Annotated in this window: 9 protein-coding genes; 2 read left to right on the top strand and 7 right to left on the bottom strand. The window is 55.9% G+C overall.

Annotated features, from left to right (window positions below):
• Positions 1-4: 4 nt before the first annotated feature.
• The 3 genes from ABE456_RS17225 to ABE456_RS17215 all read right to left on the bottom strand — a co-directional run bounded on the left by ABE456_RS17225 (position 5) and on the right by ABE456_RS17215 (position 3,331).
• Positions 5-1,009, bottom strand: coding sequence for an AraC family transcriptional regulator ligand-binding domain-containing protein (locus ABE456_RS17225; RefSeq protein ID WP_346644986.1), 1,005 nt, complete (start codon positions 1,007-1,009; stop codon positions 5-7).
• A gap of 68 nt (positions 1,010-1,077) precedes the next feature.
• Positions 1,078-2,376 carry an OmpP1/FadL family transporter gene (locus ABE456_RS17220; protein WP_346644985.1) on the bottom strand — a complete coding sequence of 433 codons (1,299 nt, stop codon included), beginning with the start codon at positions 2,374-2,376 and terminating at the stop codon, positions 1,078-1,080.
• Between the two features lie 535 nt (positions 2,377-2,911).
• On the bottom strand, positions 2,912-3,331 hold the full coding sequence (locus ABE456_RS17215) for a hypothetical protein (protein ID WP_346644984.1): 420 nt from the start codon (positions 3,329-3,331) through the stop codon (positions 2,912-2,914).
• A 1,304-nt stretch (positions 3,332-4,635) separates the two neighbouring features.
• On the opposite strand from ABE456_RS17215, the gene fdhA reads away from it, so the two are divergent.
• Positions 4,636-5,838, top strand: coding sequence for a formaldehyde dehydrogenase, glutathione-independent (fdhA, locus tag ABE456_RS17210; protein WP_346644983.1), 1,203 nt, complete (start codon positions 4,636-4,638; stop codon positions 5,836-5,838).
• Between the two features lie 207 nt (positions 5,839-6,045).
• Positions 6,046-7,365, top strand: a complete 1,320-nt coding sequence (locus ABE456_RS17205; protein WP_346644982.1) for an FAD-binding oxidoreductase — start codon at positions 6,046-6,048, stop codon at positions 7,363-7,365.
• A gap of 593 nt (positions 7,366-7,958) precedes the next feature.
• Here ABE456_RS17205 and ABE456_RS17200 read toward each other — a convergent pair.
• From ABE456_RS17200 to ABE456_RS17185, 4 genes are all read right to left on the bottom strand, one after another.
• On the bottom strand, positions 7,959-9,287 hold the full coding sequence (locus tag ABE456_RS17200; RefSeq protein WP_346644981.1) for an MFS transporter: 1,329 nt from the start codon (positions 9,285-9,287) through the stop codon (positions 7,959-7,961).
• A 454-nt stretch (positions 9,288-9,741) separates the two neighbouring features.
• On the bottom strand, positions 9,742-10,764 hold the full coding sequence (locus tag ABE456_RS17195; protein WP_346644980.1) for an aldo/keto reductase: 1,023 nt from the start codon (positions 10,762-10,764) through the stop codon (positions 9,742-9,744).
• A gap of 57 nt (positions 10,765-10,821) precedes the next feature.
• Positions 10,822-12,264, bottom strand: coding sequence for an NADP-dependent succinate-semialdehyde dehydrogenase (gene gabD / locus ABE456_RS17190; RefSeq protein ID WP_346644979.1), 1,443 nt, complete (start codon positions 12,262-12,264; stop codon positions 10,822-10,824).
• Between the two features lie 10 nt (positions 12,265-12,274).
• A partial coding sequence (locus ABE456_RS17185) for a thiamine pyrophosphate-dependent enzyme (RefSeq protein WP_346644978.1) occupies positions 12,275-12,527 on the bottom strand: 253 nt, incomplete at its 5' end.

Raw genomic sequence — 12,527 nt, 5'->3', positions numbered from 1 at the left:
CCGGTTATTGAGTGTCTAATACGAATGACTCGCCAAACGCCTTGCGATGCTCAAGGGGCGTCATGTCGAACCATCGCTGATGCGCTCTGCAGAAAGAAGTAGGGCGCCTGTACCCTAACTCGCTTGATATTTGGCCAATACTTAAACTGGTTTTGCGTAGCATGTGCTCGGCCTGGTTGCGGCGAATGTCATCAAGAAATTCTTCGAAATCCACGCCACCCTGAGCAAGGTGCCGCTGCAGTGTTCTTGGGTGCAGACTCAATGATTCCGCCACTAGCTCTAGCGTGGCGCGACTAGCGGGCAAGAGCATCTGAATCTTGCGTTTGACTTGCGAGTGCAAGTCGTCTGAGTGATCATTCTGGGCCTCAAGGAAAAAGCGCAGCATGCAATGAAGCTCGGCATCCTGGCCAACACTGGCCTCCATTAGAACGTCTGGCGAAAAAATCAGGCTGTCTTGCTCCTGTTCAAAGAAAACGGGGCAGTTGAAATAATTTTGATACCCCGCTGAATTGCACAGCGGTGGATGTCTCAATGTCACGGCTTTGGGTCGAAAACTGGATCCGCGGACTTCTGCAATGAGCAGGGTGGCCGCCAAGATCGCTCTCTCGACAATCATGGGGTTGTCTTTTTCCTCGTGCATGATGCTATAGAGCAGCAGTACTGATTGCCCCGTTCTGTTTTCCAGGCGGTAGTGAACGGTTGGAGAATAGTTGTACAGGTAACGCATTATCGCAACGAGCGCCTGCCCAACAGTTGGCGCAGAGGTTGCCAGGCGGCGCAATACCCCCTTGAACAATGCACTGGGGTGAAGGCTCTGCTCTAATCCATAACTGGGAAACGCTAATTTTTGAGAGCAAAGCGACAGGATGGTCACCAACTCTCTATAGGACGAGTCCTTGCCCGGTTCGTGCCCTCCAGGAGATAGAGCAAGGCGGTCATCCAGCGCGCCAGGCTGCGGAGCCTGGCTGCCCTTGATCATGGTTTGCGTTATGCCACGGATACCGTCCATAGAATCTTTGGCCCCTTTCTTTTACGAGTGAAAGACTGAAGAGACTCACTGCCAAACTCGGTAATCATTCAGAACCGCCAGGTCGCACCACCGCCAACGATATGCAAGGCGCTGTTTTTGTAGGTGCCGGACAGCGTACTGCCCGAACGTGACTTGGTCTGATCGACGTCCATGTCACCCAGCCAAATCAAGGTGTAGGCCAGATGGACATCCAGGCCATCATCGATCTGGTAATTCACGCCTGTGGCCAGGCGCCAGGTTTCTCCCATGGGGTTGTCGACAGTCCGGTCTTTGTCATCGACTGCGGCGCTGTCATAACCCACCCCGACATTCCAGCGAAGTTGCCGTGTGGCTTGATACATCGCACCCACCGACGCATGCCAGGTGTCCTTGTACTTGCGATTTACCGTACGACTGACACCTGCACCATTGGCATCGACGTCAACCCCGACATCACCGAATTCACTCCAGTCCTGCCAACCCAGGCTGCCGAGGAGCGTCCACTGTTCGTCCAGGTCGTGGGCGATGCTCGCAGTGACCGTTTGCGGCACATTCAGGTCCAGTTCCAGCGAGTCGACATCCAGGCGATTGAGCCCAGCATTGATGATGGGGTTGGTGACATTGCGAAGATGCGGGCTGTCGTCGAACTCCAGTTTGACCTTGCTGGTGTAGGCAAGGCCGACAGCGGTGCGTGGGGAAAGCTGGTAGAGGAGGCCGAGGTTAACGCCGGTTCCAACGTCCGTGTCCTTGTACTCCAACTGGCCATCCGGGCGATCGAGCACGCCAAGCAAGTTGTTATTGATCGCCATCTCGGTGCGGTAGTAGCCCAGCATGATGCGCGGGCCAATCCCGATCGACAGGTCATCCGTGAACTTGTAGGCCAGCGTTGGCTGGAAAGAAACGCCGATAATCGCCGCCTCTTGAGTGAAGTAGCGGCCGGCCCAGTCGTCGTCATAGTCCAGGGCCAGCCCGAAGTTACCGTACATGCCAAAGCCGATCGCCGAGCGGTCGTCTATCTGATGGCTGATGAACAGGCTGGCACCGGGCAGGTACTGCAGGGCGTTGCCCCCTTCATTGCCGTCAAACTGGTTATTGGCGTCCCGAGAAAATTTGAGATCCCCAAGAATGACTTGGGCGTTCGCGCTGATCTGCGTGCCTTTCAACTGGGTCAGGCCCGCTGGGTTACTCATGAGTACGCTGGGATCTTTGGCTAATGCCGCAGAGCCAGCATTGGCTAGGCCGTTACCTTCCTGGCCGGCTTCGTAGATAAGAATACCGCCCGCTACAACGTGAGAGCTGGCTAGCAGTAACGAGCAAGCCGTTACCGGGAGTGACCACCGATGGGTACAGCGCTGATTTGCATTCATATCGCTGTTCTCATTGCATGACGAGGTAAGTTGCGTATGTCAAAAAAGGGGCAGGGCATAGACACTGCGGATGTCCCGCCTTAAGTCACAGCTGTCGCCGGAAGGAAAGAAACACTTAGCTTCCATAGACCAGACGGATTGCAGGGAGCGCTGCGGTGCAAAGGCTTAGCGATCAATCTCATGACAAGCTCCTTTTGATTGACGCGCTGTACCGATAACCGGCAACTTCCAGCTACAGAAAACCACTGTGACCCCAGGCTAGACGCGATTCCAGAGCGACGTGAATAGGAGGCCATCTCATTTCGTGACACGGCATGAAATATTATGTTTCGCATTTACCCCCAACTAGCTATGAACCTTAGACGACATTTCTCTTTCGGCAATAGCGCAGATTTCTGCTGAAAGGGTATAGCTTTATTACCAGACCTTTGGGTATGCGCCTAACTCGCTGATATTGAAATGATTAATATTGGCCAGCTGAGCTGCACCCTCAAGGAGCATCCCAGCGGCTACGCTGACGCGCCGGCAGCGATGATTACAGGCAATAGTATTCGCTGACCTCTGCCACCACCTCGCGCTTGGCATCGTACAAGCGTGCCTCCGGTGTCAGCGCCATCGAGCGAGCCTCCAGCAAGTAACGCTCGCCCGCTTCAAAATTCGCGTATGGAATGGTCAGGTAGCACTCGCGAACCGTGGTGCCGCCCATCAAACTCATGCCACCGCCACCGCCCACTTCATAGTCGAAACGGACGAGCAACACATGGCTACCTGGACTGACCTGGAAAAAGCGCCCGTCGCGCAAACGCTCTTTATCCAGGCGTTCGGCCATCAATACTCTGTCATTGGGGAATGGCACCGAGAGGTCCACCCAGGCCATTTGTGGATTGGCGGTTGGCATGGGCGCCTGACAACTGGCAACTGCAGTGATTGCGAGCAACAGAATCGACCTGCGCATGATCTGTGTCCCGAGTGAGAGTGGCTTCAGGATACCGCCAATCATTGGGCGAGGGCAGGGGCGTCAAGCTGAGGTGTTGACGACAGCGTGTCAGGTAGGTCTGCACACAACGCTTATTGACATCCGGGCCTGGAAATCTTCGGATATGGAAAAGGGCATAACGGCGAACTTCTCGCCAACTTTCGCGAGTTGCTCAGTAATAACTACACTAAATAGTCATTTAGTGTAGTTAGCCTATTATCGAGCTCAATAGTGGCTGGAGCAGGGGGATGGCTTAATGACTTGAGTTACACAATGAACGCAAGAAGAAAATAAAACCAACCCCACGGGAGCGTAGTGCAGCGTTTAAGATCTGGCGCGAAGCGTGAGGCCAATCTCCTGAACCACGTTAGCATGCCTTGCCGCTTTGTCCAAAATAAAGGTAAACCCGCACACCGTAAACCAATTTTTCACCTGCCAACCACAGTAGTAAACAGTAAAAAGTGGTTTAAAAGGCGCAGGAACATGTATTTAAACCTAGATTTCTCTGTTAGACGCAGCCCAAGTGAAAGCGTGTCGGACTGATCCGGCGAATGAGCCTGACGCACATAAAATCGCCCACGCTGAAGACCGCGCGGCTGGCCAGAAGCACGCTTTCCACGTTATCTAACATCGCAGATGCTCCTGAAACCGCTTGAGACGTCAAAGCATGCAGGCTAAGCCCAGGATTCATGCACCACCCAGAACTATGCATAGGAACGGCGCCTTTGATCTTTTCAATGCGAGATTCCCAGTAAGTCGTGCTCGTCGAGCAATCCATTGCTGACGCTTCCCGTGTGACTGCTACGGGTCAACATCGTCCAAGCCGGCGCATGACAGAGACGCAACGCAGTGGTGACCGGACGTGACTCTTGAATCAGATAGCAAAATGGTGCACAGCGGTCTAGGGCTTAGCGCCGGAGATGACCTACGCATTGCTTCCAAGGACTTCGGCCTGGGTGACTGGAGATCTTGGCAGTCCCAAGCTCAACTGGATTTCGTCCTGGGTTTAACTGAACGCTTCAATTGTGCAGACCGCAGACCTTATCCTGGTCGCAAAGTGCCTCACTCACGGATTGGTGACCATATATAGACTCACGCATAATGCATATTATGTTAAATGACTGATATGATCTCTTGTTCGCCCCCTACGAACATTGATGGCCAAACCGATTCTCTAATGCGCCAAAACGGCGTCGCCGCCGCTGACTCATTACCCGTTTGAAGACAGCTTCCTGAAGGACTGAATTCAAATGGCTAGACCTTTGACCAAGGAGAAACAAGGCATGAGTGCAAACAACAGAGGCGTCGTGTATCTGGGCGCAGGTAAAGTCGAGGTTCAGCACATCGACTATCCGAAAATGCAGGATCCGCGCGGCAAGAAGATCGAGCACGGCGTCATCTTGAAGGTGGTTTCCACCAATATCTGTGGCTCCGACCAGCACATGGTCCGTGGCCGCACCACCGCTCAAGTTGGTTTGGTCCTGGGCCACGAAATCACTGGCGAAGTAATCGAGAAAGGTCGTGACGTTGAGCACCTGCAAATTGGCGACCTGGTTTCGGTGCCATTCAACGTCGCCTGCGGTCGCTGCCGCTCTTGTAAAGAGATGCATACAGGTGTTTGCCTCACCGTTAACCCGGCACGTGCTGGCGGCGCCTATGGCTACGTCGACATGGGCGACTGGACTGGCGGCCAGGCTGAGTATGTGCTTGTGCCGTACGCCGACTTTAACTTGCTGAAGCTGCCTAACCGTGACAAGGCCATGGAGAAGATCCGTGACCTGACCTGCCTCTCCGATATCCTCCCGACCGGATACCACGGTGCAGTGACCGCTGGCGTTGGTCCGGGCAGCACCGTTTATGTAGCAGGTGCCGGCCCTGTCGGCCTGGCCGCGGCCGCCTCTGCGCGACTGCTGGGCGCCGCCTGCGTGATCGTTGGAGACCTTAACCCGGCCCGCTTGGCGCATGCCAAGGCCCAAGGCTTTGAAGTCGTCGATCTGTCCAAAGATACCCCACTGCATGAGCAGATTATCGACATCCTGGGTGAGCCGGAAGTGGACTGCGCCGTCGATGCCGTTGGTTTCGAAGCCCGTGGCCACGGCCATGAGGGCGCCAAACACGAGGCCCCGGCTACAGTGCTCAACTCACTGATGCAGGTGACCCGAGTGGCCGGAAAGATCGGTATTCCAGGCCTCTACGTGACCGAAGATCCAGGCGCACACGACGCCGCGGCGAAGATCGGCGCGCTGAGCATCCGCTTTGGCTTGGGCTGGGCAAAATCGCACAGTTTCCACACCGGTCAGACCCCAGTCATGAAATACAACCGCGCATTGATGCAAGCCATCATGTGGGACCGTATCAACATTGCCGAAATCGTTGGAGTCCAAGTCATCAGTCTGGACCAGGCTCCAGATGGTTACGGCGAATTTGATGCCGGTGTTCCGAAGAAATTCGTCATCGACCCACACAAAACCTTCAGCGCAGCGTAACTAATCTTCGGCGCACCACCCGCTTCGACCTTTAGGGTGAAGGGTGGTACGCCGTAGTACTTATTAGTAAACATGAATTGACGATAGGCACAAAGTATACGAAATCAGGCCAAGCACTTAGCGGTCATATTTGTCGTCCGTAACGTTATATTTCACTATTGCCGCGGGTGCGATAGTTGCTAAAAACAACACCCCAAGAAGAGCCACATGTACAGAAATACCTCGACACCCGCAGATGACAACGGTTGTGGGTGGTTCCACCTGAGCCCTCCTCGCACCGCAAAACCAGCCCATAGCGGCCGTACTGAAGCACGTTGGGTTGTTCTGGGGGCGGGCTTCACAGGGCTTGCCGCAGCGAGGCAATTGGCGCTCCGCTACCCCGATGATCTGGTTGTTCTGATTGAGGCTCAGCAAGTCGGGTTCGGCGCTTCCGGTCGAAATTCAGGCTTCGCAATCGACTTACCTCACGACATCGGCGCTCCTGATTACATCGGCGACCTCCCTACGGCACGCATGAACCTGAAGCTAAACCTCCGTGCCCAAGCGATCCTCAAGATGTTGATTGAGAAGCACGGCATCGATTGCCAGATCCGACCAGATGGCAAATATCAGGCTGCCATCGAGCCCAAGGGGCTGGCCGTCCTGGACGCCTACCGCAGCGGTCTGGATAAGCTCGGCCAACCCTATGAGATGATTGATGCTCGTGATGTCGCCGACCACTTAGGCACAGATTTCTACCGCAAAGCGCTGTTCACGCCAGGTACATTGCTGCTTCAGCCAGCAGCGCTCGCCAAAGGGCTTGCTGAAAGTCTGCCTGATAACGTGGCTCTATATGAAAGCACGGTAATCACTCATCTTGAGCAAGGACAGCGCACGACGCTGAAGCATAAGAACGGTGAAATCATCGCGGATCAGCTGCTGCTGACCAACAATGCCTTCGCAAGCCACTTCGGTTTTCTAACTGGTCGACTTCTGCCGATCTTCACCTATGCGAGCATGACCCGCCCCTTGACCGACGAGGAGCAGGCGCGTCTTGGGGGCAAGAGAACCTGGGGTATCATCCCTGCAGACCCATTCGGGAGTACCCTTCGCCGGACGCCGGATCAGCGCTTGCTGGTTCGGAACAGTTTTAGTTTCAACGCTGACGGTCGCGCACACCAGCGCTACCTTGATCGTGCCGGTCGACAGCACCGTGCTTCATTCGAACGGCGTTTTCCCATGCTCTCGGGCATGCCCTTCGAGTACACCTGGGGTGGTTCGATGTGCTTGTCGCGCAACCACCTCTCGCACTTCGGAAGCTTGGCGCCGAACATTCACGCAGCGCTGTGCTGCAACGGCCTTGGCATAACCCGCGGAACAGCTACAGGCACACTGCTCGCTGACTGGCTAGCAGGTGAACGCGACGAACTGATCGACTTCCTGCTCAATTCCGACGGCCCCAACCGAAACCCGCCCGAGCCCTTCCTCAGCATCGGTGTGAATGCGAACCTCCGCTGGGGCCAGATGCGCGCTGGTAAAGAAAGCTAAGGTTCGTAGCCCTCATCCGCCCCGCTGTCGACAAGGCCGCCATCTCTGCCTTGAGAGGATGAGCAACGCTTGCCCTCTCCTGCCCCCGACCGGGGGCAGGTCTTAACGCCCGCCCTGCAACACAGTGGCTCTGGTATCGCCTGGTGCGATACCAGGGCCACTGAGCATCCTCGTCGGACGTCTCTCTCACCATTACAGCACCGGCGAATGGCAGGCGAAGTTGGCTTGTCGCTACTCTCCTCGACCTTGCACAACAACGACACTGATCGCGATGGCCAGCGCTTGGCTACAGCGCTGCATCTAAAAGCACAACCTGGCCCGCTCGGCTTCCAGGCAATGGCGGCTCGCCAGCAGTTGACCCCGAAAAATCCTGGGGCCGATCTGGGTTGCTCTTGAGTGGCTGCACGGGCGTAATGACCCTTACATCGGAGGGAGTGATTTCACCCAGAGTTTGGGCGGGGGCGGTAGTCACCGCTGGGAGAACCAGGTCTACAGCAAGGTGGGCTACTGCTTCTGGCTACTCATAAAAAAGGGCGCGTCTTCAATTTGAAGACGCGCCCAAAGTGATACAACAAGAGCAGATAATTTAGGCGTTAGGCTGCACTTGCCTGAGCAAGGTCAAGGGAGCGTGTTTCCGGAGCCATCAGCCAGGTAAAGAACAGACCGACCATCGAGATCCCGAAAGCAGCAATCATAGTGTTAGCGATACCGATCGAGGATAGAGACATTGGCACCAGGTAAGTTCCGATCGCCGCACCAATACGCGACAGCGATGTTGCCAACCCAACTGCGGAACCACGAACCTCAGTAGGGAACAGTTCATTGGGATAGACGTACTGGAGCACCTGCGCGCCACCGATGAACAACGCGTAGCTACCAAACAGGGCGAGCGTTACCAAGCCAGCACCATCCGGGTAAAGGCCGAGTAGCAGCAGTGCCAGGCCAGACCAGAGGAAGCTGTGGATGAGCATATTGCGACGACCCATCGGGTTGATCAGCTTCACCCCAAGCAGACAGCCAAAGACGAAGATAATGGTGATAGCTACCGCCCCCCAAGCTGCCAAGTCTCCAGTGAGGCCCATGGCAGAGAGGATTTTAGGTGCAAATGCATAGATTGCGAATTGCGGGATAATCGAACACGTCCAGAAGATACTTACGAAGAAGATGCGCTTGCCATAGTGCGAGTGGAACAGTGACGAGACCGATACGCGACGCTCACTGACGGGTTCTGGCAAATCTGCAACAGAGAACTTGTTGCCATAAACTCTCTTGATCACCTGATCTGCCTCAGCGACTCGGCCTTTACTCAGCAGCCAACGCGCGGACTCGGGCGTACCGGCACGCATAATCAGGAATAGAACCGCCGGTACGACTGCACTGGCCAAAGCCCAACGCCAAGCCTCCGGCCCCATGGTGCGAAGGATGAACTCGCCCGCGACGTAAGCAACTGCCGCACCGACAAACCACATCATCACCAAACTGGCCAAAATTGAGCCGCGTTGCTTTTTCGGCAAGAACTCAGCGAGCAAAGAAGTCGCCAGTGGGTGGTCCGCACCAATAGCCACACCGAGCATCAGGCGCAGCACAATCAGGGCTGCAGCGGAGTTCACCCAAAACTGACCCAAGGAGAACGCAGCCAAAGCAACCAGCACTAACACGTAGAGCGTTTTCCGGCCCAGCTTGTCGGTGAAAAGACCACCTACGAACCCACCGAAGAACATGCCGATCAGTGACGCTGCTGCAACCATGCCTTCTTCAAAGACACTTAGCTGAAGTGATTGGCTTAACTGAACCAGGACGACACCAATAATACTAAGAATGTAACCATCCAAGAATGGCGCGCCTGAGGAGTAGACCGCCAGTTTCTTGTGGAAACTGTTGAGAGGGGCATCTTCTAACGAAATTTTTTGTTTATTTGACATTATTCTTCTGTCTCTTTTGCTGCTCGATGCTAAACAACCCACCTGAATCTGGCATTTCTGCACACTGGCACGCAATCCCGAAACCTGGCGAGTTATCGTATTGTTTTTGTATGACCTGGCTATCCGAACAAATGACGCGGGCACTCTTAGACCGCACTCCATTTATGCGTATGAATTCAGCAATCCATGCCCATCGGCTTTCTGACGACCCTTAGTACATCGTACTTTCGTGATTAAACGAGCGGTCGCTGCGCTTGCCGAGCACAATCCTAAAACATGCTCAGATTAAGCTGGCATGAGTTTAAGAAATAGAAGGATTACCTCAAAGAATGCGAAATCTCGGCTATTTTTCTGTGTCCGAATTACGATATTTTTGCCCTGCCCTAGAAGAAAAAAGCGAGCACCGAACCGGTGAGGCAAATGCTCGCTGGACCCATGCGGATCAAAACTGTGGTCAGCGTGAAGCTGGCGTGGGCGCATCCGCTCGGATGAGCGATCTGCGTTTCAGCTCATGCCAAAATTCGTCAGGAATGTGGCGCTCGAAGGTCAGGATGTTTTCGTTGAGCTGCTGGACGCTGCGTACGCCAGGAATGATGTTCGCCACCGCCGGGTGCGCAGCGATAAACTGCAACGCTGCCGATTTAAGTGCGACATCGAAGTCACGGCACACAGCCTCAATGCGACGGACGTGCTCGAGCACGTCAGCCTCAGCGGGCGCATAGTTGTAACGCGCACCACGAACTGCCCCCGTGGCCAGAATCCCGCTGTTGTAGCCTCCACCCACGATGAGTGAGACACCCTGTGCCTCACACTGAGGAAGAAATTCGTTCAAGGCGTCTTGCTCAATAAGCGTGTACCGCCCGGCCAACAGAAGACAGTCAAAGTCGACGCGGCGGATAGCCTCATGGGCCACATCACTCTCGTTGACGCCGACCCCAATTGACTTCACAACGCCTTGATCACGAAGCTCAAGCAGCGCCCTACCCGCCCCCTTCATCGCGTAATCAAATACCTCAGGCTGCTGGGTGCCATGAGTGTAGGCATCGACTTCATGAATGAGCGCAACGTCGATGTGCTCAAGGCCCGTACGCTGAAGACTATCTTCGATAGAGCGCAGGGTGCCGTCGTACGAATAATCAAATCGCCACTCGAATGGCAGACCTTTTATCCAGCAACCGTAGTCGATCTCTTCCCGTCGACGAGGGGTGAGTAATCGCCCTACTTTGGTAGCCAACACAAACTGGTCGCGGGGTTTCCAACGCAGGCCCTGCCCCAGTCTCGCCTCACTCAGACCGTGGCCATAGCTCGGCGCGGTATCGAAAAATCGGATGCCAGCGTCCCATGTAGCCTGGACCAGTTCCGCTGCGACTTCTTCACTGATGGGGGCCATGAAATTGCCCAACTGAGCTGCCCCAAAACCCATCACGCTGGTCTGAATGCCAGAACGAGACCACTTTCGTTGTTGTGAAGCTTGCATGGATGACGTTCCTTTCAAGAGGCCCGGCCGAAGCCGGGCGTTAGTGAAACTGCGTCTTCAGATGCTCAAGCACAGATACTTGATTTCGAGGTAATCCTCGATACCGTACTTGGAACCTTCGCGGCCCAGGCCCGAAGCCTTGATGCCACCGAACGGTGCCACTTCGTTGGAGATCAGGCCGGTGTTGATACCCACCATGCCGTATTCCAGGGCTTCGGCAACACGGAACACACGGCTCATGTCGCGGGCGTAGAAGTACGAGGCCAGGCCGAACTCGGTGTCGTTGGACATGGCGATGACTTCGGCTTCGTCTTTGAAGCGGAACAGCGGCGCCAGTGGGCCGAAGGTCTCTTCCTTGGCCACGGCAGCGCTCTTCGGTACGTCGACCAGGATGGTCGGCTCGAAGAAGTTGCCTTCGATGATCTTGCCACCGGCCAGCACTTTGGCGCCTTTGGAAACGGCGTCTTCAATGTGCTCCTGGACCTTGGCGACAGCTTTGCCGTCGATCAGCGGGCCAGTGGTGGTGCCGTCTTCCAGGCCGTTACCGATCTTCAGCTTGGCAACTGCAGCGGCCAGCTTCTCGGCGAACGCGTCGTAGACGCCGTCCTGCACGTAGATACGGTTGGCGCAGACGCAGGTCTGGCCGTTGTTGCGGTACTTGGAGATGATCGCGCCCTCGACCGCCTTGTCCAGGTCGGCGTCGTCGAACACGATGAACGGGGCGTTGCCACCCAGCTCCAGGGAAACCTTCTTGATGTCCTTGGCGCATTCTTCCATCAGCTGGCGGCCGATTTCGGTCGAGCCGGTGAAGGACAGCTTGCGTACCAGGGAGTTGCCGGTCAGTTCGCCGCCAACTTCACCAGCGCTGCCGGTAACCACGCTCAGCACGCCAGCCGGGATACCGGCACGGTGGGCCAGCTCTACCAGGGCCAGGGCGGAGTATGGGGTCTGCGAGGCAGGCTTGAGCACCATGGTGCAGCCAGCGGCCAGGGCCGGGCCGGCTTTACGGGTGATCATCGCGGCCGGGAAGTTCCACGGGGTGATGGCCGCGGTAACGCCGATTGGCTGCTTGATGACGATCAGGCGCTTGTCTGGCTGGTGGCCAGGGATAGTGTCACCGTAGACGCGCTTGGCTTCTTCGGCGAACCACTCGATGAACGAGGCAGCGTAGGCGATTTCGCCCTTGGCTTCGGCCAGTGGCTTGCCTTGTTCGGTGGTCATCAGGCGAGCCAGGTCGTCCTGGTTCTCGATCATCAGTTCGAACCAGCGACGCAGCTTGGTCGAACGCTCCTTGGCGGTCAGGGCACGCCAGGCCGGCAGGGCCTTGTCGGCGGCTTCGATGGCGCGGCGGGTTTCCGCGGTGCCCATCTTCGGCACGGTACCGATAGGTTCACCGGTAGCCGGATTCGTCACTCGGATTACCAAGCCACTATCAGCATCAAGCCATTGGCCATTGATGAATGCTTGCTGGCGGAACAATTGTGGGTCTTTCAGTTGCATGTCCAACTCCTTAGATGGCCGCGCTACGCTCGCGCAGATCCATGTTCAGAATGCGGTCGTTCTCGCTGTAATCGACCGGGCAGTCGATCACGTGCACGCCTGGGGTGTTGATGCAGTGCTCCAGCAGCGGCAGCAGGCCTTCGGCGCTTTCTACGCGGTGGCCATTGGCACCGTAGGCTTCGGCGTACTTGACGAAGTCCGGGTTGCCGTAGTCCAGGCCGAAATCGGTGAAGCCCATGTTGGCCTGCTTCCAGCGGATCATG

Origin of the sequence: Pseudomonas sp. TWI929 (genome assembly GCF_039673335.1) — a bacterium.
Lineage (GTDB): Bacteria > Pseudomonadota > Gammaproteobacteria > Pseudomonadales > Pseudomonadaceae > Aquipseudomonas.
Note: the sequence above shows the minus strand (reverse complement) of the source record. Positions and strands in the feature narration are given on the sequence as shown.